This is a genomic window from Companilactobacillus huachuanensis, from assembly GCF_005404815.1.
Classification (GTDB): Bacteria; Bacillota; Bacilli; order Lactobacillales; family Lactobacillaceae; genus Companilactobacillus; species Companilactobacillus huachuanensis.
On record NZ_BJDF01000019.1, the window covers coordinates 39,381 to 65,792 of the forward strand.

The following is a 26,412-nucleotide window of genomic DNA, read 5'->3' on the forward strand; positions in this document are numbered from 1 at the left end:
TCAAAAATAAATAAATTTATTAGTTGTTCATTTGGTTCTTTACTTCTTCAGCGAAATCTTCTTGTTTCTTTTCGATTCCTTCGCCGACTTCGTAACGAACGTATGAAATTAATTTACTGTTCTTTGAATCAACGAATTGTTGAACAGTCATATCTGAATCCTTAACAAACTCTTGATCAGCCAAACTAATTTCTGACAAGTATTTGTTCAAACGGCCTTCAACGATTCTTGGAATGATTTTTTCAGGTTTACCTTCAGCTTTTGTTTCTTCAGTAAAGATAGCCTTTTCATGTTCAAGAACATCAGCAGGAACTTGTTCACGACTCATGTACTTAGGGTTGATAGCAGCAACGTGCATAGCAACATCCTTAGCAGCATCTTCGTCTGTACCTTCAAGAGTAACAATAGCACCAATTAGGCCACCATTATGTAGGTATGAACCAAATACTTGTGCATCAGTCTTATCAAGAACTTGGAAACGTCTCAAGCTGATTTTTTCACCGATAACAGCTGTTAAGCCTGTGATAGCGTCGTTAACTGAACCTTCACCAAGACTTAAAGCTAATGCTTCGTCCATAGTCTTTGGTTCGTTTTCAACAATAGCTTTACCAACTGAGTTAACAAGATTGATAAACTTATCATTTGATGAAACAAAATCTGTTTCTGAGTTAACTTCGATGATAGCAGCCTTGTTACCTGAGATTTCGATATGTGTTAAACCTTCAGCAGCAATGTTTCCACTCTTCTTAGCAGCCTTAGCAATACCTTTTTCTCTTAACAAGTCAACAGCTTTGTCCATGTCTCCATCAGCAGAAACCAATGCCTTTTTAGCATCCATCATACCAACGCTTGTCTTATCACGTAATTCTTTAACTTGAGCAGCAGTAATTTTAGCCATTCGTAAATCCTCCAGTCGTATAAATAAAGCCATCTTACTCAGATGACTCTATTTTACGGATATTATTTTAATTATTTATTATCGTTATTGTTTGTTGCGTTTGCCAAATCTTCAATTGACTTGTCATCAGCAGCGTCTGTCTTGTTGTCATCTTTCTTGTCAGCAAAGTCAGCATCAGAAACAGCTTCTTCACCTTGCTTGCCTTCAACGATAGCGTCAGCCATCTTAGCAGTAATCAATCTTACGGCACGGATAGCATCATCATTTGAAGGAATGATAACATCAATAGGATCTGGATCTGTATTTGTATCAACCATAGCTACGATAGGAATATTAAGCTTCTTTGCTTCATTAACAGCAATGTTTTCCTTGTGAGGGTCAACGATGAACATAACATCAGGGATTCTTGGCATATCTTCGATACCACCAAGGAACTTCTCTAACTTAGCTTGTTGCTTTGTAAGCAAAGCAACTTCTTTCTTAGGTAGACGTTCAAAAGTACCATCAGTGGCCATAGCCTTGATTTCCTTTAATCTCTTGATACGTTTTTGGATTGTGTTCCAGTTAGTCAAAGTACCACCTAACCAACGATGGTTAACGTAATATTGACCTGCACGTGTAGCTTCTTCAGCAACAGCGTCTTGAGCTTGCTTCTTTGTACCAACGAATAGGAAAATTCCGTTATCACCGGCAACAGCCTTCATATAGTTGTAAGCATCGTCAATCATGCGAACAGTCTTTTGTAAATCAATGATGTAAATACCATTTCTTTGTGTAAAGATAAATGGCTTCATCTTAGGGTTCCAGCGTCTTGTTTGGTGGCCAAAATGTACACCGGCTTCGAGCAATTGTTTCATAGAAATAACTGACATAAATAGTTCCTCCTGGTTTTTACCTCCACTCAAGTCATGTCTGACTGAAACGCTTGCGCGCACCATCAATCAAATCGTTGAGTGTGTGTATTCAATACAGGTAAATATTATATGGGAAAATCATCATTAAATCAAGTAGTCTTGCCAATTTATTCCGTTACTTTTTAATAAAGTGATTTTTTGTTGACGACTTAGCTTCTTAATTGCGATTTCTCGCTTCAAGGCTGCTGATTTGTCAGCCAGTTCTTCGGAATACATTAATTTAACAGGACGCCTGATTTTAGTATATTTAGCACCCTTGCCTGCATTGTGAGTCGCAACACGCTTTTCAACGTTATTGCTGGTACCAGTATAAAAGGTTTTGTCATTGCAGAGCAACATATAAACGTAATATTTTTTATTTTCCATTAATGATCAAACTTGCCTCTTTAGTCAACTGACGATTTTTTTCATATATAATTAAATCTGGTTCAACACGTAAAGATGCCGCTTTAACCGTTTTGACAATATCTAATAAAACTAAGTTGGCGTCTTTAGTAGCAGTGGATCTGATGAATCTCACACGTTTGGGCTGTAATTTTTCTTTCGTCATAATGGTGAAAAGTTCACTTAAACGTTCAGGACGATAGACGACAAATGCATGTGAATTTTCTTTTAACAGTATTTTAATAGTAGAAAGAATATCGGTAAGATCCGTTTTTAACTCATGACGGGCAATTGCCAAAACTGGATTATCCTTAATTACAGTCTGATCCGAAATTTTAAAGTAAGGCGGATTGCAAACAATTGTGTCAATTGTATCGTGAGCCAAATATTGCTGTACGTTTTTTAGATCATCATTAATTGAATGAACTTGTTTTTCTAAGTGATTATCCAAAATACTCTGCTGTGACAATTTGGCGAGTTCCTCTTGTATTTCCACTAGATAGATTTGAGCATGCGTCTTAGCTGCCAAGGACAATCCAATGGCCCCATTTCCGGCGCATAGGTCAACAACTTGACCTTTTTTTACTGGTTTAGCAAAATTATAGAGTAAAATAGTGTCAAGGTTAAATGAATAAAGTTCTTTATCCTGATTGATGATAATTCCACTATTAGAAATTACATCTTGCGAATTAATCGACATATTGCACCTGCTTTATGGTATTTTAAATAAGTCAAAATTATTTTTGGGAGAATGATATTTTTATGTTTTATAAAGTTATCCGTGTTTTAGTGAGAGGTTTAGTATTTTTACTAAATGGGCACTTCAACGTAGTTGGTAAAGAAAATTTACCTGATAAGCCCTATATTTTGGTTGCACCGCATCGTACCTGGTGGGAACCAATCTTCTTTGCACTCGTCATTGCACCACGAGATGCAACTTTTATGGCTAAAAAAGAACTCTTTAAAAATCCGATTTTACGATACATTTTAGTCCATGCACATGCCTTTCCAGTTGATCGAGTTCATCCTGGACCTTCAGCTATCAAAACCCCAGTTAAAGCCTTAAAGAAAGAAGGTCGAGTTCTAATTATGTTCCCTTCTGGAACACGTTATTCAGAAGAACTAAAAGGCGGTGCTTCATTGATTGCCAAACTTTCTAAAGCTCCGTTAGTTCCCTTTGTCTATCAGGGGCCTCTAACTTTTGGTGGTTTGATGATGCATAAACAAATCACCGTGGGCATTGGACCTGAAATTGATTTCGATTTTAAGGCCAAATTAAACGACGAACAAACTAAACAAGTTAATGAGGATATGGAACAGGCTTGGAAAGATATCGACAATGAAATTGATCCAAGTTTTGAATATATTCCGCCTAAGAAAAAGTAGTTAAATATGCCATTTTGTTTCCAGAACTGAGCGTATTTTTTAATGGCAGTAGCATATAGAAACAGCTATTAATTACCACTACACAATAATAAGTAATTATATACCAAAAATAGCCTCAGAATCCTAATGGATTCTGAGGCTATTATTTTTATTAAATTAATTTTTTATTTGATTAAAGCGAGTTTTTACCAATATCACGTCGATAAAAAATATTATTTTGTTCCATTTTATCTAACTCACGATAAATCACATTTTGGCACGCTGACAGCGTTTGTGCTTGTGTTTGTACCAAATACAACCGACCGCCATTACTGATCAGACGATGGTTCTCTTTGCGAACACTGGCAAAATTAGTTGTCAGTGGACAATTTCTGAAGTCATCGGTACTTCCAAGATCACCTGACAATTGTTTGTTTGGATACCCTTGGCTGACCGCGAAGACCCCGAGATTTAAGCCATTCTTTTCCCAGTTAATCTCGCTAATCTTTTTATGATGAAGAATTTGTTCGATTATTTCTGACAAATCAGACTGTAGTCGAGGCAATACTACCTCGGTCTCAGGATCACCGAATCGAGCATTAAACTCAATTACCTTAATACCACTTTTAGTTAAAATCAAACCAGCATAAATTATACCAGTATACTTGATACCTTGAGTATAAAGCTCTTTTACAAATGGCTTAATAACCGTCTCAATAGCTGTTTGTTCGATTTCTTTAGAGATATTTGCTACTGGACAGACGGCACCCATTCCACCAGTGTTTGGTCCTTTGTCATCTTCAAAGATTTTTTTGTAATCTTGAGCTAATGGCATTGGGTAAAAACGCTTGTGGTCTACAAAAGCCATTAGTGAAAATTCTTCACCTTCCAAAAAATCTTCAATTACAACTTTACGAGTGTTGAACTTATGGCCATCCAATAATTCCGAAACTTTCTCGAGTGCATCTGCCTGATCAGGAGAAATATAAACGCCTTTGCCAGCTGCTAACCCGTCAGCTTTTATAACAATTGGAAATTCAGCTTCTGTTTTCAAAAAATCAGTAGCAGTTTGTAAATCAGTAAACTCTTGATAGTTTGCAGTCGCAATACCCGCATCTGCCATCAATTTTTTGGTAAACGACTTCGATCCTTCAATCTGTGCAGCCTTTTTAGTTGGTCCAAAAATCAATAATTTACGACTCTTGAAAAAATCGGCAATTCCATTTACTAATGGATCTTCTGGTCCCACGATCGTATAGTTGATCTCATTAATTTCAACAAAATTCGCTAGATGAGAAAATTCATCTTCATCAATCGAAATCGTCTTGATACCATTCAATTTCATCCCATCATTACCCGGAGCACAAAAGACAACGTTTTGTGGATTCTTAAGTAGTGACTGACAAATAGCATCTTCACGTGCGCCTGAACCGACCACAAGTATTTTCATCAAAAGACCCCCTCTTTTAGTGTTTGAAATGTCTTCTACCAGTGAAGACCATTGCAATACCAAATTTATCAGCCATATCAATTGAATCTTGATCCTTGATTGAGCCACCTGGTTGCACGATAGCTGTAATACCGTGTTCAGCAGCATATTGAACACAATCGTCCATTGGGAAGAAAGCATCAGATGCCATGATAAGTGGTGTGTGGGCATCAGCTTTTTCTTCTTGTTCGATTGCAATTTTAACTGAGCCAATACGATTCATTTGACCAGCACCAATTCCCAAAGTTTTGTCAGTTGTTGTAATAACAATGGCATTACTCTTAACATGTTTAACAACTTGTTGGCCGAACAACAATGCCTTCATTTCTTCATCTGTTGGAGCTTTTTTAGTAACAACTTTGAATTCATCCAATTGATCAACCGTTGTATCACGTTCTTGGACTAATAATCCACCCATAACGGAAACATATTCATGTTTGTCAGCTGCTTGTGCTTGTGAAAAATCGAGAGTCAACAGACGAATATTCTTCTTGGCTTCCAAAATTTCCAAAGCCTCATCGGTAAAACTAGGAGCAATAACTATTTCAAGGAAAATCTTGTGCATTTCTTCAGCAATTTCTTTAGTAACTTCACGATTTACTGCAACGATCCCACCAAAAACTGACATTGTATCAGCCGTATAAGCTTTATGCCATGCTTGATAAATTGAATCGTCATCAACACCGACACCACATGGATTCATATGCTTCAAAGCAGCAACACAAGGTTGGCTAAAATCAGAAACGATTCTTAAGGCTGCATCGGCATCTTTGATATTGTTGAATGAAAGTTCCTTACCATGTAATTGTTTTGCTGAAGCGATTGAATAGGCTGAAGGCATAGCACTTTGATAGAAAGCAGCCTTTTGATGAGAATTTTCACCGTAACGTAATTCTTGATGATAATCGTAACCAAGTACTTCAACATCAGGGAATTCATCCCCATTAAGGTCTGTCAAGTAGTGAGCAATGATACTGTCATATTCGGCCGTATGGCGGAAAGCCTTCGCAGCTAAACGACGTCTGAGTAATGTATCATCTTCATCTGACTTGATACTTTCCAAAACAGTTTCATAATCGCTCGCATCGATCACAACATAAACGCTCTTGAAATTCTTTGAAGCAGAACGGATCATTGATGGACCACCGATATCGATTTGCTCGATTGCTTCAGCTGGTGTTACACCATCTTTAGAAATTGTTTCTTTAAATGGATATAAGTTAACACAGACAAGGTCGATAGTTTGAATATTGAGTTTTTCCAAAGTTTTCATATGTTCAGGATTATCACGTTTAGCCAATAATCCAGCGTGAACTACTGGATGCAATGTTTTAACACGACCATCAAGGATTTCAGGAAATTTAGTAACTTCGTCAATTTCAGTAACTTTAACGCCGTTTTCTTGTAATTTCTTGTATGTACCACCAGTTGAGATAATCTCAAAGTCATTGGCAATTAAACCCTTAGCAAATTCCACAACACCTGTTTTATCGGAAACACTTATTAGAGCTCTTTTCATTTTTTATCTACCCCATTTGTTTTATTTAGTAAATCAAGAATCACTTGGCGATACATCTGATGCTCAGTTTGGTGAATTCTCGCTTCTAAACTGGCCTCTGTATCATTAGTCAAACGGATAACCTTTTCTTGCTTGATAATTGGACCTGTATCGACGCCTTCATCAATATAGTGAATCGTTACTCCAGTCACTGCATCCCCGGCTTCAAATGCCCGTTCGATCGCTTCTAGGCCTGAAAATTTAGGCAACAAGGATGGATGAATATTGATAATATGGTTTGGATACGCCGCTAATAAAACTGGTGTAACAACACGCATATACCCTGCTAACAAAATGTATTCAATATGAAGTGGCTCTAATTTCTCAATGATAGCTTGTTCATACGCGCCACGATTGGGATAATCACTCAGTTGGTTGACGAAAACTGGAATATTATATTTTTCAGCCCGTTCAATCACATGAGCGTTCTTTTGATCACAGACAACTAATTCAATCTCTAAACCGTCATTCCGTAATTCATCCGACTTAGCAATTGCTTCAAAATTACTACCGTTTCCAGAGGCAAAAATTGCTACTTTCATAGCTGATCCCCTTTCAAAATCAAACTTTCTTCCGATTTAGGGATAACTTCCCCAATCGTATAAGCAATGGTTTCTTTTTCATTCAATAGTTCTAGAACTTCCAACTCTTTTGAAGCATCAACAGCAATTACCATTCCTAGACCCATGTTAAAGATGTGATACATATCAGCAATTTCTAATTGACCATACTTTTTCAAAAGTTCAAAAATTGGTAGTTTGGGCCAAATATCAACGTTAATTGAAGCAGCCAGATTGTCTGGCAACATCCGCGGAATGTTTTCATAGAACCCACCACCAGTAATGTGTGAAATTCCTTTGATCAAACGTTCATCCAACAAGGGCACAATATCTTGAACATAAATCTTTGTTGGTGTCAGTAATATTTCACCAAGTGTTTGATCCGGGCATTCAGGTAAAACACTCTCAACAGTTAATTCATGATCCTGAAAGAAAATTTTTCGAACTAGTGAATAGCCATTAGAATGAATCCCACTTGATTTCAAACCAATCAACACATTACCAGCTTGAATATTTTCTTTCTTCAATAAGTCGTCTTTTTCACAAATACCTACTGAAAATCCAGCAATATCGTAATCTTTTGCATCATAGACACCGGGCATTTCCGCTGTCTCACCCCCAATTAAGTTGGCATTTGCTTGATTACAGCCGCTAATAACACCCTTGAGAATTTCTTCAATTTTGTTATCAACTTTACCAGTTGAGATATAGTCTAAGAAATATTGTGGTGTTGCTCCTTGTGCCAAAATATCGTTGACACACATAGCCACACAGTCGATTCCGATGGTATCCCATTTTTTAGTTTCAGTTGTTAAAAGCAATTTAGTGCCCACACCATCATCACTTGATACCAAAACTGGGTGCTTATAGCCTTCGGGAATCTCATAAACACCGCCGAAATTACCAATATTGCCATTGTGTGTATTCTGTTTCACAAATTTAGAAATTTTATAACCTGATTCGACGTTGACACCTGCGTCTTGATAGGGATTAGACATTAAATGCCTCCTTATTTTCTAGATTCATAATCGTAAAGATAAGTTGGATAGTCACCATTGAAATACGACATATCTAAGCCTGAATATGGTGCATCAGACTTCAAACCAATTGCATCAATTAGACCTTCTTCACTCAAAAAGTTCAACGAATCAGATCCAAAAATTTCATTCATTTCTGGAATTGATTTATGAGCTGCAATTAACTCGCTCTTTTCTTGAATATCAATTCCATAAAAACACGGATGCATAAACCTTGGCGAAGCAATACGTAAGTGAACCTCAGTTGCGCCTGCATCTCTCAGCAATTGCACGATATAAGCACAAGTTGTTCCACGAACTATAGAATCATCAACTAAAATAACTCGTTTGCCTTGAACAACGCCTTTAACAGCGGCCAACTTTTGACGAACACTCTTTTCACGCAATTCCTGAGTTGGTTGAATAAATTCGCGACCCATGTACTGGTTCTTGATCAAGCCCATCTCATATGGCAAGCCACTGGATTCTGCATACCCACTGGCCGCAGACAACGAGGAATTGGGCACACCGACGACAATATCTCCGGTTGCTGGAAATTCCTTAGCTAGATTAGCTCCCATGCGTTTTCTAGCCGAATGAACATTAACACCTAAAATATCAGAATCAGGACGGGCAAAGTAGATGAATTCCATTGAACAAATGGCTAACTTAGTATTAGTTGTCCATTGATCAATCTTCATCCCATTATTATCGATTGTAATTAATTCACCTGGTTGCACGTTGCGAATTAATTTGGCACCAACAGCGTCTAAAGCACAGGTTTCGCTGGCAACAACATAGGCGCCATTATCTAATTGACCAATTGAAAGTGGCCGAAATCCATGTGAATCTAAAGCGACGATCATAGCATCCTTCGTCAATAATAAATACGCAAAACCACCTTGAATTTTGTTCAGTGCTTCAACAATTTTTTCGTGAAATGTTGGTGCATTTGAAACCTTGATCAAATGAACTAAAACTTCAGAATCAGAACTGGACTTAAAGATATGACCTTTTTCTTCTAGCTCTTTTTTCAACGTCACGGCATTTGTCAAATTCCCGTTATGAGCTAGTGCTATCTGACTGTCTGTGAAATCAAATAAAAGTGGCTGAACATTCTCTATCTTATTTTCACCTGCAGTTGAATAACGAACGTGACCAATTGCGGAATCGCCGACTAATGAATTTAAATATTCTGGTTTAGAAAAAACTTGTGTTAATAACCCTAGATTACGATATGCACGAAGTTTCTTGCCATCATTCGAAACAATCCCTGCACCCTCTTGACCGCGATGTTGCAAACTGTGGAGTCCTAAATATGTTAGATAATTAGCATTTTCAGCACCCCAAACACCAAAGACACCACATTCCTCATTTAAACTTCTTACTTCATTAGGCACGTAATGGCCTCCTTCCAGTTTTTAGCCGCTACTGAACCACTCATTTCGACAGACTCATTAGCTGTAGTAACTTTGAATTCTGGTGTTGCGATAACTTTTCCTAAGTATTCAATATCAGTAGTCATTAATTTTTCAAAAGCTGATTTATTTTCTGGAGCAATGGTAACTAAGAAACGTGATTGTGTTTCTGAGAACATTTGAGCTGAACTTAAACCAGTTTTAATTTCAAACCCGAGTTCATTTTCAAAAGTTGATTCTGACAACGCAACTGCTAGACCACCTTCTGATAAATCGTGACAACTTTTAATTAATTTTTGGGAGATTGCTTGACGGATAAGATCCTGATGTAATTTTTCTTGATCTAAATCTAAATTACGCAAGTTTCCTTTTAATTTTCCAAATTGAGCCATTTGTAATTCTGAACCATTAAAGTCGTCTTGAGTCTGACCAACTAGATAGATCAAATCTTCAGATTCTTTAAAATCATTAGTTGTGACATTATCGATATCAGAAATCAAACCGACCATTCCAACCATTGGACTAGGGTAAATTGCGACATCGTTATACTCGTTGTAGAGTGAAACATTACCAGAAATTACTGGCGTATTGATTTTTTCACAAGCACTGGCAATTCCTTCAACGCTCTTGTCTAATTCCCAAAAAGCTTCAGGATTTTCAGGATTTCCATAATTTAAACAATCTGTGACACCAATTGGTTCACCACCACTGGCAACAATATTACGAGCTGCTTCCATAACGGCAATCTGACCACCAACAAAGGGATTTAAATAAACATATTTTGAATTGCTATCATTTGTCATTGCGATAGCTTTTTTTGTTCCACGGATTCTAACTACGCCACTGTCACTTCCGGGACGAACTAAGGTATTAGCTTTAACTTGTGAATCGTAAGTTTGGTAAAAATGTTTTTTGCTAGCAATGTTAGGGCGCTGTAACATTTCATTCCACGTTTCTTCCAAAGAGTCGATATCGGGAACAAACTGATAATCTTTATCTTCAATCATGCGCTGTGGTTGAATTTCTTCACGGTCATACTCTGGAACGTCTTCAGTTAAACTGTCGACTGGAATATCGGTTACCAACTGATATTGATGATAAATTTTATATTGTTTATCAGTTGTCACTTGGCCGATTACAACCGCATCAAGTTCAAAATGTTTGAAGAATTCCAAGACATTATCCACAAATTCTGGTTTAACACAGAGAACCATTCGTTCTTGAGATTCTGAAAGCATCATCTCGTAAGCATTCATCTCAGTTTCACGTTGAGGAACTTTATCTAAGTTTAAGATCAGACCCGAACCAGCCTTAGAAGCCATCTCAGCGGTTGATGATACTAATCCTGCGGCTCCCATATCTTGAATACCTAAAATCCATTCAGGGTGTTTCTCGATGATTTCTACGCAAGCATCCATCAATAGTTTTTCGATAAATGGATTACCAACTTGAACCGCCGAACGTTGTTTATTCTTCTTATCAGTAAATTCATCAGAAGCAAAGGTAGCCCCATGGATTCCGTCACGGCCAGTTTTAGCACCGACGTAGACGATTAAATTCTTATCACCACTAGCAGTACCATGTTTGAAATCAGTATTATTCAATAACCCAACACACATTGCATTGACGAGCGGATTATGTTCATAACAATCTTCAAAAGCAATTTCACCACCAACAGTCGGCAAACCAATACAGTTACCATAACCACCGATACCAGCGACAACTTCATTAACCAAATGTTTGGTTTGTCCGTCTTTTAAGGGTCCAAATTTTAAACTGTTCAAAAGTGCAATCGGTTGAGCACCCATAGAAAAAATATCTCTAATAATTCCACCAACACCAGTTGCTGCACCTTGATAAGGTTCAACTGCTGAAGGATGATTATGACTTTCTGCCTTGAAAACAACTGCTTGATTGTCACCGATATCCAAGATTCCGGCGTCTTCACCAGGACCTGCGATCACTCGTTCGCTCTTATTGGGCATTTTCCGAAGAACTTTTTTGGAGTTCTTATACGAACAATGTTCACTCCACATAACTGAGTAGAGCCCTGTTTCAGTGTAGTTAGGCAAACGCTTAAGAATTTTTGTACTGATCAATTCATATTCGGAATCAGTTAGACCCCATTGTTGATAAAGCTTTTCATCTTTGATTTGTTTTGCCGTAGGTTCAGTCATTAATTATTCACCTTTACTTGATAATTGATTATTGATTGAAATAGTTTCAGTCCATCATCAGATCCAAGAATTTTTTCAATCGCACGCTCTGGATGGGGCATCATGCCTAGGACATTCTTTTGTTTATTAGTTACGCCGGCAATATGTTCCACACTGCCGTTAACATTTTCAAGATACTTGAAAACTATTTGATTATTAGCTTCCAATTCAGATAAAGTTTTGTCATCACAGTAGTAGCGACCTTCTCCGTGAGCAATTGGAATATTGATAATTTCATTTTTTGAATATCCATTAGTAAAAGCTGTTTCATTATTGACAACTCTTAAGGCCACTGTTTCACAGATAAAGCGACTCTGTCCGTTTTGAATCAAAGCCCCTGGTAATAGGCCTAATTCAGTCAAAATTTGGAATCCATTACAAATGCCGAGGACAATCTTGCCTTCGTTAGCAAACCGAATAATTTCTTTTACAATTGGAGCGTGAACAGCAATCGCACCACTGCGCAAATAATCGCCGTAAGAAAAGCCACCAGGAATCAACACACCATCAAAGCCCTCTAGACTTTGAGCACGATAGTCAACGAGTTCGACCTGTTGTTCGATACCATCACGAACAGCATAATACAGGTCCATATCACAATTAGAACCGGGAAAATTGATGACGGCAAATTTCATTTATTCGGCCTCCATAATTTCATAGCGATAAGTTTCAATATTGGGATTGGCTAAAAGATCATCACAGATAGCGTCAACGTCTTTCTCAAAGTCAGAATAATCATCGGCAAAACGCAATTCAAAATATTTACCCATGCCAACATTTTCAACTTTGTTGTAACCCATAGAATGGATAGCCGATTTAATTGCTTCACCTTGAGCGTCTAATACGGAATCTTTTAGAGTGACATACACTTTAACTAATTTCATAATTTTCTCCTATTTGTCTTGTAGTCGTTGTAAGACTGTTTGATAAGTTTCTACTAAGTCGCCTTCGTGCTTGCGAAAAACATCTTTGTCCATAGAATGATGATCATTCTTGTTCCAAATTCGACAATTATCCGGTGAAAATTCATCAACCAGAATAATTTTCCCGTTGTATTTACCAAATTCCAATTTGAAATCTACGAGGTCAAAACCGGCATTGTCAAAAAACGGAATTAACAATTGATTGATTTTTAAGGTCTCTTGTTTGATATATTCAATATCATTTTTATCAGCAATTCCTAAAGCATGAATTTGGGATTCATTGATAACAGGATCATCCAAAGCATCACTCTTGTAATAAAATTCGATGATTGGTTCTACCAGCCTTTGACCTTCTTCGATTTGAAACTTGCGTACCAAAGATCCAGAAGTAATATTTCTTAAAACAACTTCTAATGGAAATACTTGAGTTTTCTTAACCAATTGTTCATGATCTGAAAGGTTTTTGACCAAGTGAGTTTTAATACCATTTTCAATCAAATAATTAAAAACAATTTGTGAAATCTGACAATCTAGAACACCTTTTCCCGGTAAGATTTCCTTTTTCTTGCCATTCAATGCTGTAGCTTGATCTTTGTAAACAATCAAAACCTCATCGTCATTCTCTGCTTGGTACACATTCTTGGCCTTACCTGTATAGAGCAAATTATCTTCTGTCATAAATTTACACATCCCAAATTGAATTATTTTCAATATCTTGTTTTGTATCTTGTAAATCATCACTCAAAATCGTGATATGACCCATTTTGCGATTATTCTTAACACTATCTTTGCCATAATCGTGGAAATGCCATTCTGGATGTCCAGATAATTCATTCTTGGCATTTTCTAAGTGTTGTCCGAGTAAATTAACCATTGCAGCAGGTTTCAGCAACTCGATCTTTGGCATGGCCAGATTACAAATACCACGGATATGAGCATCAAATTGTGAAATATTACATGCCTCAATTGTTAAATGTCCGGAGTTATGTGGACGAGGAGCAATTTCGTTGACGAAAACTTCATCCGTCTCTGAAATGAAAAATTCAATACACATCGTTCCGACCAACTCAAGTTTTTTAGCTAACGTCTCACCAACTTGATAAATATGTTGTTCAGATTTTTCACTAATATTTGCTGGACACGTACTGAGATGCAAAATATTGTGACGATGAATATTTTCAATAACTGGAAAAATCGATGTTTCGCCCTGACTATTAGCTGATACGATTACCGAAACTTCTTTTTTTAAGTTAATTTTCTTTTCCAACATACAAGGGCCATCCATTAACAGCTTCTCGATGTCGGCATAACAGGCCTGCTCAGGATCCTCAATTAATATTTGACCTTTACCGTCATATCCGCCTCGAATGGTCTTCAAGATTACTGGAGCACCCAATTTTTCAACACCGCGATGATATTCAAAAATATTGGTAATTTCAACGTGAGGAACAACTTTAAAACCACTAGCTTCGATAAAATTCTTTTCAGAGACCCGGTTTTGTGTTTCTTTCAAAGCTTTCGTACCTTGTGGAACTTGAGTATATTTTTTAACTTCATTAATGGCATTAGCATCAACATTTTCGAACTCGTATGTTAAAACATCACATTGCTTTGCCAATTCGATCAATTTATCAAGATCGTCATATTCAGCAACTATTTGACTATCCGACACTTGAGCCGCCGAACAATTTTCCTGTGGATCCAAAATGATAACCTTATAGCCCATTTCTTTAGCTGAAAATGACATCATCTGGCCTAATTGACCACCACCGATAATGCCAATTGTTGCCCCTGGCAGTAATGTATTATCCAATGTCTTTCCCACTTTCTACTGACTTATCGTGCATTGCTTGAACATAACTTGCTAAATTATTTTGATAAGTCGGGTTATTTAATGCACAAATCTTTGTAGCAAGAATAGCGGCATTTTTTGCACCAGCCTCACCGATGGAAACTGTTGCAACTGGAACACCAGCCGGCATTTGAACAATTGATAGTAGCGAATCCATTCCTTTAAGATACTTTGAAGGAACTGGAACACCAATTACTGGCAAACTTGTTGAAGCTGCAATCATTCCCGGCAAATGGGCCGCACCCCCAGCTCCAGCTATGATGACCTGATAATTTTCATGAGCATGATTGGCAAAATCCAACATCTCATGTGGCATTCGATGTGCCGAAATTACTTTTGTTTCAAAGCTAACTCCCAGTTCATTCAAAACATCGACTGTATTCTGCATGATCTTCAAATCAGAAATTGAACCCATAACTATTGCTACGTTGTGCATTACTTTTTCCACCTTTCTTGCTTTGGTATCCAAAGTTTATCAGGGATTGAAAATACTTTCAATGCTAAATACGCATTTTATTCATTTATTTGAGTATATCGTTCGTATTTACCGTTTACATATTGTCTTTAATATTTATAAAAATATTAATAGTTCGGATATAGCTATCAATTTATTTTTGAGGACAAAAAAATAAGCGATATACATATAAAAATATGTATATCGCTTAAATGACTTAACTATTTGTCATTCTTTTGTGAATTCTTCATAGTATTCATTAATTGATTAAGCTTCTTTTGTGAAGGCTTTTGGCCCATTTGAGCCATCATTTGTCTGATCATATCAGCACTGATTGGTGGATTGTCCTGGAAGTATTTCTTCATGTACCATCTGGCAGCGAAGAAACCACCGACCAAGCCAACTAGTAAAGCTATAACGCCAACAACTATTGTAATTCCCATTTATGTTCTCACCCTTTCCATACACTTACTAATATTACAAAAAAAGTTAGACAATTGAAAGTCTAATCGTCACGTAATCCTTTTTTCCGCTGAATTTCGCGAACTTTTTCGGGAGTAACTTCTTTTCCTTCTTTATCATAAACCTGTGTCATCTCTAATTGTGACTTAAAAGCAGCCCGAAAGTTCTTCAAGTATTCTTTGCGCAATTGTGCTTGTTGATCTTCCTCTTCCTTAGTGATGGTACCGTCTTTAGCCTTGTGAGCCAATGCATTAATTTTTTTGAGCAATTCGTCTTGTTCGTTCATTATTTCAATTCCCCTCGATACAATCGAACACTTGTTTGAAGTTGTATTCAAATTTTGATACAATCTATTTAAGATATTAACAATGAGGTGTTCTAATGTCAAAAGCTGAAGGCTCTAAACAGTCACAAATTTTACAATGTATTTATGATTATTTAGATGAACATGGATATCCGCCAACTGTTAGAGAAATTTGCGAAGCTGTAGATCTCTCTTCAACGTCAACGGTTCATGGTCACCTATCTCGTCTGGAGAAAAAAGGATTCATCCAACGTGACCCCACAAAGCCCCGTGCCATTGAGCTTACAGGTGCAGGTCTTAATTCAATTGGTATCAAATCCAAACAAATTCCTATTTTAGGTGCCGTTGCTGCTGGTCAACCTATTACTGCCGAAAGAAACCCTGATGGATATTTCCCAATTCCACCTGATCTTACTCGTGACTCTGGTGAATTATTCATGTTGGAAATTCACGGTGAAAGTATGATCAATGCTGGAATCTTTGATGGTGACCACGTCATCGTACATGAGCAAAACTTTGCTAATAATGGTGAAATCATCATTGCCATGACCGAAGATATTGAGTCTACATGTAAGAGATTCTATCAAGAAAACGGACATTACCGCCTGCAACCTGAAAACGATACAATGGATCCAATTATTTTAGATACAGTTGAAATTATTGGTAAAGTTGTTGGACTATATCGTTCACAAATATTTTAGAATTAAACCATCTGAATTTTGGGTGGTTTTTTTGTTTGCCGTCTCCAGAGCTGAGAGTATTAACCTGCTATGCGGACCGGTCCGAGCCTGGGGAGCGGTCTCGGACCTCGGTTTGAATCCTTGCACAAACCGCAAGTATCCAAACTCGCCCGGTGGTGTAACGGCTGAAGCCGTAACGCCACATCCACAGCCGGTTAATACTCTCAGCTCTTCCGACTCATTTCTTTTCTTATATGCAGATAAATTAGCGATAAATTTTTGATTCTTAAATCAATCAATAAAAAAATACAATTTAATGTTGCCAATTGACAATTTATCACAAATATTCGCATCAATTACATTTCAGAATTCAAAACAGGATGAAACAAGCTGAATATAAAAACTATTGAATATTTTTCAGCTCTATAGACAGGATGTACCTCACGTACTTCATCTTATCTATGTTTAATGACACGTACTCGATAAACTTCCTTGATTCCATCTAACGCAGCTATTAAAGCACTCTGGTCCTTTTCCTGCAAGTCATCTACGTCGATGATTGTATATGCCACTTTTTCCTTAGCCGCATTAGCCATATTTTCAATATTGATGCCTCTGTTGGCTATTTGTGTACTAATTTGTCCGACCATATTAGGTACATTTTGATGGATCACTGTGACTCGATACGCTGTTTCAAACGGAACTTGCATATTTGGCAAATTGACACAGTGTGTTGTATCCCCTTCTTCAAGATAATTCATTACTGTATTAGCCCCTTGAACCGCCCCGTTTGTTTCAGCTTCCAATGTTGAGCCTCCGATATGGGGTGTGATAGTAATTTTTTCTTGGTCAGCAATAATTGGTTCACCAAAATCTGTACAATAGTGACTGATTTTTTGATTTCGGATAGCTTTAACGGCTGCTTTATTATCAACAATACCGATTCTTGAATAGTTAAATAACACTGCACCATCTTTCATCTCAGTAATTTCTTTCGTACTTAATAAACCGATTGTTTCGTTATTCTTGGGCACATGAACGGTAACAAAATCAGCATTCTTAACTGCATTTTTAATTGAGTCTACTCGTTTCACACGATTATTGATTCTCCAAGCTGCATTGGCTGACAAATATGGATCATAGCCGATAACTTTCATGCCCAATGATAGAGCTGCATTCGCAACCAATGAACCGACATTTCCTAAACCAATAACAGCTAAACGTTTACCAGCTAATTCGGTCCCATTGAACTTGGTCTTATCCTTTTCAGTTCGCTGTGAAACGTCAGCTTCAGTGTGTTCATCTGAATAATTGTGGGCTTCAAATAAATTTCTGGCAGTCGCAATCATCAATGAAATTACTAGTTCTTTAACGGCATTGGCGTTGCTACCAGGAGTATTAAAAACGGCAATGCCCTTAGTAGTTGCGCGTCCCAAAGGTACATTATTGACACCAGCTCCTGCTCGCACAATTGTCTGTAAACTATCAGGTAATTCTGCTTGTAATAAATTGACTGATCGAATCAGATAGGCATCTGGTTGGTCGGTTTGATTGATTTCAAAATCATCAGTAAAGGTATCTAATCCTGCCTGTGTGATTGCATTAAAAGTTTTTACTTCATACATTAGTGTAGCCCCCTATAATCATTTTCAAATTTAGTTAGAAAGTCGACTAATTTCTCAACTCCCTCATATGGCATTGCATTGTACAAACTAGCGCGCATGCCGCCAACAGAACGATGTCCCTTAATATTTACTAAACCATTATCTGCCGCATCTGTTACCACCTGTTGATCAATTTCAGGATTGCCAGTGACGAAGACAACATTAGTTAGTGATCGGTCTGCTTTGACAACTGGTGCTGTGAACAATTTCGAATTGTCTAAAAAATCGTATAGTAATCCTGATTTTTGACGATTACGACGCTCCATTTCGGAAATTCCACCTTGATCTTTTAGCCATTGAAGAACGAGACCAGCTGCGTAAATAGCAAAGACTGGTGGCGTGTTAAACATTGAATCCTTCTGGGCAAACAATTGATAGTCAACCATACTTGGTAAGTTATTAACTTTTCCGATTAAATCATTCCGGACAATGACAACTGTTAATCCGGCAATACCCAAGTTCTTCTGAGCACCTGCCATGATTGCACCAAATTTTTTTATATCGTATTCTTGGCCCATGAAATTAGATGACATATCACCAACTAATTCAGTCGTACCAGTCTCAGGAACATTAGTATAGGCAGTTCCTTCAATCGTATTGTTAGTTGTTATGTGCAAGTAATCGTATGTATCGGATGATAGAGTCTTTAATATTGGTAATCTAGTATAATGATCAGCCTTGGTCGAATCCAACACATCAACCTTTACACCAACTCTTTTGGCTTCATCACCTGCCCGATCAGCCCAGTGACCACTGTCCAGTAGTGCAATCTTATGATATTTATTGGCTAGATTAAGAGGAGCGGCGGTAAATTGTAAAGTACAACCACCTTGAAAGAAAAGCACTTGATAATTATCTGGAATTTTTAATAAATCTCGCATATCACGTTGAGCCTTTTGGAAAATATTATCGAACAGAGCGGAACGATGAGAAATTTCCATAATACTCATCCCTGAATTTTTATATGAAGGTAGGTCGGCCTTAATTTGTTGGATAACTTTGGCTGGCATTGTTGCGGGACCAGCTGCAAAATTGTAAATTGTCATAATTTTCCACTCCTTGAATTTTTAAGATAGACTGTTGCCTATTTTATTAGCTGAATATTGAAAGACAAAAAAATTAAACTTTCAACCTTTAACTATTAGTAATTAGATAAAAAAATCCCCACAGATTGGAGTCTGTGAGGAGTCAAATGTTCTAAGAATTAAACGACCTCACAGATGTATTTTTTTACATACATGAGGATTATCAGATTAGCTAATAAGCCTACATGTATTCCGTGTAGACTTAGAGGAGACTGTTTGATTGTTTTGATTTAGTTTTTTCATATTAAAATTCCTCCAATTAACTTAAAATTACTTTAACATTATTATTTTAATTGTCAACTGAAATAAGGTATTATAATTTTAACTAAAGGTTGAAAGGTGAAAAACTAATATAACCATTGTTGTCACAGGCTTAGAACAAATTTATTTAAATACGCAGAAGTTTTCATTTTATTTGTACTGCCATGAAAAAATAAATTAGTTGGAAGAGCTGGCAGTATTCATTTGCAGCGAAAGTGGCGTTATTGCTTCAGCAATTACACCACCGGGCGAGTTGAAGATTCGCGGGTTTTGCGAGGCTTCAACCGAGGCTCGAACCGTTCCGCGCAGCATATGAATACTGCCAGCTCTGGAAACGGCATACTTAACTAAACTTTCAATCTTTAGATTTTAACTGAAGTGTTAAATAATAAATCAAGTGAAACTTAAAGGAGCCAAAAATGACAGAATTTTACTTTATTCGCCATGGACAGACGACTGCCAACGTCCTAAAAATGAAACAAGGTACTATCAATACCGAAATAACATATCTCAATGAAAATGGTAAGAATCAGGCACAACATCTTGCTGACAATTTTGACATCAGTTTTGCTGACCGTATTATTTGTAGCCCTTTGGAGCGAACCAAACAGACGGCAGCCATCATAAATAGAAAATCACAATTGCCAATTTCTTTTGACGAACGTTTAATTGAAATTTCTTATGGTGAATGGGACGGTCATCAAAATGCTGAACTTCGAAAACTCCATCCTGACGCCTACAATGATTATCTCAATGATGTTTTACCAATTTATGTTAAATATGCTCCGAATGGTGAGACTTTTGAAGATGTTATCAAGCGTGTGCATGAGTTTATTATAGATACGATGCAGCAATATCCGGATGAGAAAATCATCTGTGTAACACATGGTTTCACAGTTAAAGCCGTAGCATTGGATATTTTGAAACCACAGGATCCAATGACATTGCCAGAGCCAAGAAATACTAGTGTTTCTAAAATCATTGCCCTACCAAATTCTCAGAAATTTTATTTAGAATATTATAATCAAGCCTTTAATTAAAAATCCCATAATCATTAGTTTTAATAACGTAAAACTAGTGATTATAGGATTTTTTTAATTATTTAAATATTAGTACTCCAAATGATGGTTCAAAACTTGAAGAAATGCGATCAAACTTGACATTTGTACCCGGATACAAAACATTCAAGAACCAATATTTTGACCCGTTGCCTTTCTAAACGTATTGCATCACTCTTGAACAGTAAAAGCCACTTGGTCCTTTGACATTCCAAACATAAGGTTTACCGAATTGTTGTTTAGCCATTGAAAGAATCCAAACATCATCGCTCAATTCATACCAGATAACATTACCTGCTTGTTCTGTCGAAGCTACCTGTAACAACGTTCCCGTTATCATCAATAACTTTCTGTGATAAGTTCCACTCTGAATCATAGGTCAGCTTTGGTAAAGCTATGATTTTGAACAACTACCACAAAATCATACATCTGTTGTAACATTTTAATAACTCCTCAAAACTATTCTAATTCATGTGCTGCAACAATACTTCTACAAAAACAGCTAATTCTTTTTCTTCGTCTCCAGTAAATCGATTTAATGATGGTGAGTCAATATCCAAAACACCGATTTTTTTATCGGCTTTGGTTATTGGCACAACAATTTCCGAATTGCTGGCACTGTCACAGGCAATGTGTCCGGGAAATTCATGGACATTAGCTACACGATGAATCTGTTGGTCTGCAAAGGCAGTTCCAACTACGCCGTTGCCACTCTTGATGTGCATACAGGCGACCTTACCTTGAAATGGTCCCAAGTCCAATTCATCAGTCTCTTCGTTGTACAAATAAAATCCTGACCAATTCAAATCTTCATAGGTATCGTTGATCAAGGCACTGGCATTAGCCAAGTTAGCAATCAAATTATTTTCTTGATACAGTAAGGCATCTAATTGTTTGTTCATTAATGACATTTTCGTCTCTTCCATGAAAATCCTCCTAAAGTCTTATTTTCTCACAAACTACGGCTTTTTAATCCCATTTTGCCTGACAAAATAACGTGAAATTACTCCCCGCAAATCAAATTGAGCAATCAAAGTTGCCATAATTATTAAACTACCACCAATTATCAGGTGTTGAGTTAACGGTTCAACACGAAACAAGACGGATACTAAACTGGCAAATAACGATTCAGTCATCAATACCAAACCTGCTGTGACAGTATCAGTATACTTTTGACTCATTACTTGAATGACCTGAGCAGCAAATGTCGCCACCACACCCAAGTATATTACTGGGCCGATTGCCGCACTCCAATTGATCTGAGGTAAACTACCATAGTCAATTTTAAATGAATACAACGCCCCACAAAACGCCTGAATAAAGCCAAGTTGAAAGGCAATCACTTGTGGCCTAGCATTCTTTGTTGCATAGCCATAATATGTCATTTGAAATGCATAGAAAACGGCGCTTAATACCGTTAAAAAATCTCCGATGTGAAATTCAAATCCAGTCGAAATAATTCCGGTCAGAAAAATCATTCCTAAAACACACATTAAAATCGACAAATAGATTTTCAAAGGTGGCACTCTCTTGAAGAATAACCAGGCAATAAATGGCAATAAAATTACGTAAATTGAAGTTATGAACGAGCTATTGCTCGGTGTCGTATATTTCAGTCCGCTTGACTGCAATTGTACGACCACAAAATTAAAAACCGCACAGACCGCCCCAATTTTGAATTCTTTCCAAGTCATCGTTTTAATAATTTTTCCAAAAAAGATGTAGACCAATATTGCTGAAATCAAACCTCGTAAGGTATTGATAACTGATGGTGGCATTTTCGCAGCAATCGCCATCTTGATAAATGTATAACTTGTTCCCCACATGAATGCAACCAATAGAAGATTTCGATTGGCTCTAGATTGCACCATAAAACCACCCATTTCATTTTATAATTCTAATTATATTAACCTTTATTTTTGATGGGTGCAATATGAATTCAAACGATGCCTTTAGGTTCCACATACGTTTTCTATGGGGGATTATTTTCAAAATGACTGACTAATGTATATAGTCAATAATTAATTAGTCGAAGGAGCTGGGAAATATTTATGTGCCGTGGTTCAAGACCGTGTTTTAGCTCGGACCGCTCCGCACAGCTAGTTAATAACTTTATTCTAATTTCAGATTGGCTGACTTAAGTGCCTGATCAACTACCCACATAACATCTTCACTATGTTGCAATCTCTCGGCAACTTCTTTTAAGTCATTATTTTGAATAATTTTCTCAAACGCAACGAACTCCTGATACATTCGATGTGGATAAATATTGTGATCTACCTTTTCCAGCAAAGTTTTATCTTTATCATAAACATCAAATGAGCGCATCTCATTAGTTGGTCCGTTTACGACAATCGAGCCTTTGTTCCCTTGAACGACTGTTTTTCTGATTGGTGAAACTGAATCTTTGGCACCAATTGCCACGGCCTTGGAGTTTCCAAAATCAAGCATTAAAATACCTGACGTATCAATATTACGTTCGATATTTGGTAGATACTCAACTCCTTCAGGCCGTCCTAGTAATCCGACGATAAAGTGGATATTGTAAATGTTCAAATCCATTAAAGCTCCGCCACCCTTTTTAGGGTCAAATGCTGGCAAGATTTTACCAGCTTCGAAGGCATCATATCGTGATGAGTATTGTGAGTAATTACTTTCAATCAATTTTAAATCACCTAATTCCGGTAATTTTTCTTTCAACTCAACATAATTTTGTAAGTATTGATTGGTAATTGCTTCAAGTAAAACTAGATGATTCTTAGTTGCAATTTCTTTTAGATCCATAAATTCAGCTAATTTGACGGTGAATGGTTTTTCCGAAATAACATTTTTACCATTTTCCAAAGCTTTCTTAGCAAATTGATAATGTAAGAAATTCGGTACGGCTACATAAACGGTATCGAAATCGCTTTCTGCCAACGCTTTGTCAAAGTCCGTATAAACTGCCCCAATATGATACTCAGCTTTCAATTGTCCTAGGACATCAATACTATGTGTCGTTCCGATAATGGCCGTTAATTCAGTGTTTTTTAAATCCTTCGTGATCGTTAAAAAGTCATGTACAATATTTCCTGATCCAATAATTGCTAATTTCATCTTAATCACTCCTTATACTTTGTTCATCTTTATTAAAACACGGTAAAATGATATAAATAGCTCAATAGACGTATTGGTAATATTATTCCGAATATTATCAGCATTTTTTTTATAATTTGGAACATTTTTTCAAATATATTAACGGAGGTACAGCAATGACGATTATTAATCAATTAACTACGGCTGACCACTTCAACGGTTCTGAGAAACAATTGGCTGCGTATATTATAAAAAATAAAGAATCTGTCCTCAACCAATCAATTCAATCGCTTGCCACTGCAACTTTTTCTTCAACCTCAACTATTGTTAGACTTTGTCGAAAAATTGGCCTTAAAGGCTACAAAGACTTCAAAATAAAATTATCAGCTGAATTACAACAACACTATAATGATATTTCTGCTGTTAATCCGGATTTCCCGTTCACTGAAGATGATTCAAACAAGGAAATTGCCCAAAAATTGCTTGATGTCATGTACGATTCGTTAACTCAAACAAGTGAATTATTGACTAATGATTTGTTAGAACATGTCGTTCGTGACATTTTTCAATCACAAAAATTAGGCATATTTGCGTATGGTGATACTTATATCTCAGCCCTTAGTTTTCAAAATAAATTAATGAAGATCAATTTGAACGCTAATTTGCCCAGTTTAACGGAAGAGAGTAAATTTATGGCGGCTAACTATACTAAAAATGACTGTGCCCTCCTAATCTCCTATAGCGGTCAAAGTAAGGATACTTATCAACTTGCGCAAATACTTCGACTAAATGGTGCCAAAATCATTACAGTTACATCCGATAAAAATTCTAAAATAGCAAAACTGAGCAACATCGTTCTACCAGTAGCCAATATGGAAAGCAAAACTGTTAAAATTTCACCTTTTGCATCACAAGTTGGTATCGAATATGTTTTGAACACGCTCTACTCTTGCTTATTTGTCGCTAACTATGACGATAATCAAAGACATCGCTTAGCTTCAGAAAAGCTCTTTTCTGATTCACGTTTTTAAAAAAACAGGCACTGTAATCCCAAATTAGATTACAGTGCCTGTTTGCTATAATGCACGAACATCTTACTCTTTAAACTTGTGCAATTGCCTCAGAAATTGATTTTCCACCGGCCTTCATCATCAAAACCTTACCAATTGTATTCTGTTTATTCAAAATTTCTGCCAACACTTCGGCAACATCACTTAAAGAATTCTCAGTTGGTGCTGTCACATCAAAACTAACTTTGCCAGTTGCTGGTGTTTCTGTTAAAACACTTGGCTGCAAGATGGTATAGTTCAGCTTGGTGTTATTGATCAACCAGGCATCTGAAAAATACTTGGCGATATTATAATCAGTAATACCCTTCAAATAGCCTTCATCCCAACGATTCTGTTTCAAAGCAAATGCCGAACTTAATTGAATGAAACGCTTAATTCCTACTCTTTGAGAAGCCATCATCACTTTAACTGCCCCATTAAGGTCAATTTGCAATAAATCTTTGCCGCGAGAACCAGCCACAAAATAAACTGCTTCATAGCCTTGCATTAAACTGACCATTTGGTCGACTGAAGCATGTAAATCAAATTTAATAGCATTCATAGAATCAATTTTCTTACTATTGTACGTTCCTGTTACTTCATTTCCAACTGCTGTCAATTTTTCGACTAATAGTGAACCAATTCGACCACTTGCACCAATTACTAAAATTTTCATTTTCATATCCTCTTATCGTTTTATTTTTAAAATATTTTTCTCGTCATCACGCGTCGTTTTAAAATTATTGATAATACTTTCCTCTTCATACCCTAAAGCAACTCCCATCAAAAATTTCTGATTATTTTTTAGATTAAAGATTCGTCGCAGTTCGTCGGGATAACGCACCACCTAATAGGCCGGAATCGATTGAATCCCTTGATTAGCTGCACTCAACATTAACGTTTGGGCAAAAGCACCTACGTCGAAAATTTCCCAGTCATTCAATGGTCCAGTTACAGTCAAATAAACTAAGGCTGGAGAATTAAACAAGGTTGTTTGTGTCTCACTATATTCAACCATTGGTAGGGCATTATTTTGTAAATGCTTCACTAAAGCATTATTCCATTGTCCAATATTATTTCTGGCATAATTAGCCCACTCTGTCCGATGTGCCGTTTCCATATCTGAGTCACCGGCAATACCTTGATTACTCAATCGAAGATGATTATTTTTAATTTCCTGTAATGTATCACCTGTCGCAATAATGACCTGCCAAGGTTGTGCATTGGCCCACGAAGGAGCTCTTTGCGCTTCTTTAATGATTTCTCTCAATGTTGTTTCAGAAATTGGTTTGTCCATAAATCTGCGTGAGGAATGTCTTTCATTAACCACTTTTGTAAACTCCATCATATTCTCCTTTAGGTGTATCTTTGGTACACTGTTTAATAATTAATCTAAAGGTTGAAAGTTTGATGCATTATGCCGTTTCCAGAGCTGAAAGTATTCATATGCTGCGCGGTACGATTCGAGCCAAGAGACGGTCTCAAATCTCGGTTGAAGCCTTACCCCGAACCGGTAAGTCTCCAACACGCCCGGTGGTGTAAGGACTAAAGTCCTAACGCCACTTTCGCAGCAAATGAATACTTTCAGCTCTTCCAACTAGTGGAGTGTAGCTCTCACTTTTATATTCTGATATAATCAATTCAAAAAAGGATATATTTTATGAAATCAGATATCAGACCTGTTAAACAACACATCAATCTTTCCGATGATCAAGTTAGTCGTTTAC

At 36.9% G+C, this 26,412-nt stretch carries 29 protein-coding genes; 4 read left to right on the top strand and 25 right to left on the bottom strand.

The features are described 5' to 3' along the window. Positions 1–19: 19 nt before the first annotated feature. From tsf to FFM71_RS10645, 4 genes are all read right to left on the bottom strand, one after another. Positions 20–898: a translation elongation factor Ts gene (gene tsf / locus FFM71_RS10630; RefSeq protein WP_137612152.1), complete on the bottom strand. Its 879-nt coding sequence runs from the start codon at positions 896–898 to the stop codon at positions 20–22. Between the two features lie 71 nt (positions 899–969). Then, positions 970–1,770, bottom strand: a complete 801-nt coding sequence (gene rpsB / locus FFM71_RS10635) for a 30S ribosomal protein S2 (RefSeq protein ID WP_137612153.1) — start codon at positions 1,768–1,770, stop codon at positions 970–972. 126 nt (positions 1,771–1,896) lie between these two features. Next, complete coding sequence (locus FFM71_RS10640; RefSeq protein WP_137612154.1) at positions 1,897–2,178, bottom strand: GIY-YIG nuclease family protein; 282 nt, start codon at positions 2,176–2,178, stop codon at positions 1,897–1,899. Further along, the gene (locus FFM71_RS10645) at positions 2,168–2,896 is read right to left on the bottom strand and encodes a tRNA1(Val) (adenine(37)-N6)-methyltransferase (RefSeq protein WP_137612155.1); all 729 of its coding nucleotides are present in this window, start codon (positions 2,894–2,896) and stop codon (positions 2,168–2,170) included. Before FFM71_RS10645 ends, FFM71_RS10640 begins: the two co-directional genes overlap by 11 nt. A gap of 62 nt (positions 2,897–2,958) precedes the next feature. On the opposite strand from FFM71_RS10645, the gene FFM71_RS10650 reads away from it, so the two are divergent. Then, on the top strand, positions 2,959–3,582 hold the full coding sequence (locus FFM71_RS10650) for a lysophospholipid acyltransferase family protein (RefSeq protein WP_137612156.1): 624 nt from the start codon (positions 2,959–2,961) through the stop codon (positions 3,580–3,582). Between the two features lie 172 nt (positions 3,583–3,754). On the opposite strand, the gene purD is transcribed toward FFM71_RS10650, so the two are convergent. From purD to FFM71_RS10715, 13 genes are all read right to left on the bottom strand, one after another. After that, a complete protein-coding gene (gene purD, locus FFM71_RS10655; RefSeq protein ID WP_137612157.1) occupies positions 3,755–5,011 on the bottom strand; it encodes a phosphoribosylamine--glycine ligase in 1,257 nt (418 codons plus the stop codon). A gap of 16 nt (positions 5,012–5,027) precedes the next feature. Beyond that, complete coding sequence (purH, locus tag FFM71_RS10660; RefSeq protein WP_137612158.1) at positions 5,028–6,569, bottom strand: bifunctional phosphoribosylaminoimidazolecarboxamide formyltransferase/IMP cyclohydrolase; 1,542 nt, start codon at positions 6,567–6,569, stop codon at positions 5,028–5,030. Further along, the gene (purN, locus tag FFM71_RS10665; RefSeq protein WP_137612159.1) at positions 6,566–7,150 is read right to left on the bottom strand and encodes a phosphoribosylglycinamide formyltransferase; all 585 of its coding nucleotides are present in this window, start codon (positions 7,148–7,150) and stop codon (positions 6,566–6,568) included. Before purN ends, purH begins: the two co-directional genes overlap by 4 nt. After that, the gene (gene purM / locus FFM71_RS10670; RefSeq protein WP_137612160.1) at positions 7,147–8,166 is read right to left on the bottom strand and encodes a phosphoribosylformylglycinamidine cyclo-ligase; all 1,020 of its coding nucleotides are present in this window, start codon (positions 8,164–8,166) and stop codon (positions 7,147–7,149) included. Before purM ends, purN begins: the two co-directional genes overlap by 4 nt. An 11-nt stretch (positions 8,167–8,177) precedes the next feature. Beyond that, positions 8,178–9,584, bottom strand: coding sequence for an amidophosphoribosyltransferase (gene purF, locus FFM71_RS10675; RefSeq protein WP_137612161.1), 1,407 nt, complete (start codon positions 9,582–9,584; stop codon positions 8,178–8,180). Continuing rightward, positions 9,569–11,779: a phosphoribosylformylglycinamidine synthase subunit PurL gene (purL, locus tag FFM71_RS10680; RefSeq protein WP_137612162.1), complete on the bottom strand. Its 2,211-nt coding sequence runs from the start codon at positions 11,777–11,779 to the stop codon at positions 9,569–9,571. The genes purF and purL overlap by 16 nt, the downstream gene beginning before the upstream one ends. Continuing rightward, positions 11,779–12,453 carry a phosphoribosylformylglycinamidine synthase subunit PurQ gene (gene purQ / locus FFM71_RS10685; protein ID WP_137612163.1) on the bottom strand — a complete coding sequence of 225 codons (675 nt, stop codon included), beginning with the start codon at positions 12,451–12,453 and terminating at the stop codon, positions 11,779–11,781. Before purQ ends, purL begins: the two co-directional genes overlap by 1 nt. Next, positions 12,454–12,702 (bottom strand): phosphoribosylformylglycinamidine synthase subunit PurS, encoded by a 249-nt coding sequence (gene purS, locus FFM71_RS10690; RefSeq protein ID WP_137612164.1) that lies wholly within the window; start codon positions 12,700–12,702, stop codon positions 12,454–12,456. Between the two features lie 9 nt (positions 12,703–12,711). Continuing rightward, positions 12,712–13,419: a phosphoribosylaminoimidazolesuccinocarboxamide synthase gene (purC, locus tag FFM71_RS10695; RefSeq protein ID WP_137612165.1), complete on the bottom strand. Its 708-nt coding sequence runs from the start codon at positions 13,417–13,419 to the stop codon at positions 12,712–12,714. A gap of 4 nt (positions 13,420–13,423) precedes the next feature. Continuing rightward, positions 13,424–14,554 (bottom strand): 5-(carboxyamino)imidazole ribonucleotide synthase, encoded by a 1,131-nt coding sequence (purK, locus tag FFM71_RS10700; RefSeq protein WP_137612166.1) that lies wholly within the window; start codon positions 14,552–14,554, stop codon positions 13,424–13,426. Next, complete coding sequence (purE, locus tag FFM71_RS10705) at positions 14,547–15,029, bottom strand: 5-(carboxyamino)imidazole ribonucleotide mutase (protein WP_137612167.1); 483 nt, start codon at positions 15,027–15,029, stop codon at positions 14,547–14,549. Before purE ends, purK begins: the two co-directional genes overlap by 8 nt. Positions 15,030–15,268: 239 nt before the next feature. Beyond that, entirely contained in the window at positions 15,269–15,490 is a 222-nt protein-coding gene (locus tag FFM71_RS10710; protein ID WP_137612168.1) for a YneF family protein, read from the bottom strand. Positions 15,491–15,552: 62 nt separating this feature from the next. Beyond that, the gene (locus FFM71_RS10715; protein ID WP_137612169.1) at positions 15,553–15,795 is read right to left on the bottom strand and encodes a DUF896 domain-containing protein; all 243 of its coding nucleotides are present in this window, start codon (positions 15,793–15,795) and stop codon (positions 15,553–15,555) included. A gap of 95 nt (positions 15,796–15,890) precedes the next feature. On the opposite strand from FFM71_RS10715, the gene lexA reads away from it, so the two are divergent. Continuing rightward, positions 15,891–16,514, top strand: coding sequence for a transcriptional repressor LexA (gene lexA / locus FFM71_RS10720; RefSeq protein ID WP_137612170.1), 624 nt, complete (start codon positions 15,891–15,893; stop codon positions 16,512–16,514). Positions 16,515–16,948: 434 nt separating this feature from the next. Here the strand turns inward: lexA and FFM71_RS10725 are convergent, their stop codons facing one another. Both FFM71_RS10725 and serC read right to left on the bottom strand, forming a co-directional pair. Then, entirely contained in the window at positions 16,949–18,118 is a 1,170-nt protein-coding gene (locus tag FFM71_RS10725; protein WP_137612171.1) for a phosphoglycerate dehydrogenase, read from the bottom strand. Beyond that, a complete protein-coding gene (gene serC / locus FFM71_RS10730; protein ID WP_137612172.1) occupies positions 18,118–19,203 on the bottom strand; it encodes a 3-phosphoserine/phosphohydroxythreonine transaminase in 1,086 nt (361 codons plus the stop codon). The genes FFM71_RS10725 and serC overlap by 1 nt, the downstream gene beginning before the upstream one ends. A 719-nt stretch (positions 19,204–19,922) precedes the next feature. Between serC and FFM71_RS10735 the strand changes: the two genes are divergently transcribed. After that, a complete protein-coding gene (locus FFM71_RS10735) occupies positions 19,923–20,543 on the top strand; it encodes a histidine phosphatase family protein (protein WP_137612173.1) in 621 nt (206 codons plus the stop codon). A gap of 175 nt (positions 20,544–20,718) precedes the next feature. Here FFM71_RS10735 and FFM71_RS10740 read toward each other — a convergent pair whose 3' ends face one another. The 4 genes from FFM71_RS10740 to FFM71_RS10755 all read right to left on the bottom strand — a co-directional run bounded on the left by FFM71_RS10740 (position 20,719) and on the right by FFM71_RS10755 (position 23,657). Beyond that, positions 20,719–20,937 (bottom strand): NlpC/P60 family protein, encoded by a 219-nt coding sequence (locus tag FFM71_RS10740; RefSeq protein ID WP_137612174.1) that lies wholly within the window; start codon positions 20,935–20,937, stop codon positions 20,719–20,721. A gap of 88 nt (positions 20,938–21,025) precedes the next feature. Beyond that, positions 21,026–21,487 (bottom strand): free L-methionine (R)-S-oxide reductase MsrC, encoded by a 462-nt coding sequence (gene msrC / locus FFM71_RS10745; protein WP_137612175.1) that lies wholly within the window; start codon positions 21,485–21,487, stop codon positions 21,026–21,028. 33 nt (positions 21,488–21,520) lie between these two features. Then, a complete protein-coding gene (locus FFM71_RS10750; RefSeq protein ID WP_171000549.1) occupies positions 21,521–22,432 on the bottom strand; it encodes a DMT family transporter in 912 nt (303 codons plus the stop codon). 241 nt (positions 22,433–22,673) lie between these two features. Then, positions 22,674–23,657, bottom strand: coding sequence for a Gfo/Idh/MocA family protein (locus tag FFM71_RS10755; RefSeq protein WP_137612177.1), 984 nt, complete (start codon positions 23,655–23,657; stop codon positions 22,674–22,676). A 155-nt stretch (positions 23,658–23,812) separates the two neighbouring features. On the opposite strand from FFM71_RS10755, the gene FFM71_RS10760 reads away from it, so the two are divergent. Then, a complete protein-coding gene (locus FFM71_RS10760; RefSeq protein WP_137612178.1) occupies positions 23,813–24,667 on the top strand; it encodes a MurR/RpiR family transcriptional regulator in 855 nt (284 codons plus the stop codon). A gap of 70 nt (positions 24,668–24,737) precedes the next feature. On the opposite strand, the gene FFM71_RS10765 is transcribed toward FFM71_RS10760, so the two are convergent. Next, entirely contained in the window at positions 24,738–25,361 is a 624-nt protein-coding gene (locus FFM71_RS10765) for an SDR family oxidoreductase (protein WP_137612179.1), read from the bottom strand. Between the two features lie 171 nt (positions 25,362–25,532). After that, positions 25,533–26,033 (bottom strand): nitroreductase family protein, encoded by a 501-nt coding sequence (locus FFM71_RS10770; protein ID WP_137612180.1) that lies wholly within the window; start codon positions 26,031–26,033, stop codon positions 25,533–25,535. Positions 26,034–26,412: the final 379 nt, after the last annotated feature.